The 267-nt window shown below is 64.0% G+C and carries 1 protein-coding gene; it reads right to left on the reverse strand.

Translation table 11 applies throughout. The annotated features are described in order from the left end of the window. Positions 1 to 267: GTP-binding protein (locus KZZ07_RS26970; protein WP_255564627.1), on the reverse strand; the 267-nt coding region annotated here is incomplete at both ends.

Raw genomic sequence — 267 nt, forward strand, 5'->3', positions numbered from 1 at the left:
CGATGGTGAAGTCGACGTGCCCGGGGGTGTCGATGATGTTCAGGCGCTTGTCGCGCCAGAAGCAGGTGGTCGCAGCCGAGGTGATCGTGATGCCACGCTCCTGCTCCTGCGCCATCCAGTCCATGGTGGCGGCGCCCTCATGGACCTCGCCGATCTTGTGGGACTTTCCGGTGTAGTAGAGGATCCGCTCCGTGGTCGTGGTCTTGCCGGCATCGATGTGGGCCATGATGCCGAAGTTGCGGTAGTCCTCGATCGCGTGCGTGCGGG

Origin of the sequence: Mameliella sp. CS4 (genome assembly GCF_019392335.1) — a bacterium.
Lineage (GTDB): Bacteria > Pseudomonadota > Alphaproteobacteria > Rhodobacterales > Rhodobacteraceae > Antarctobacter.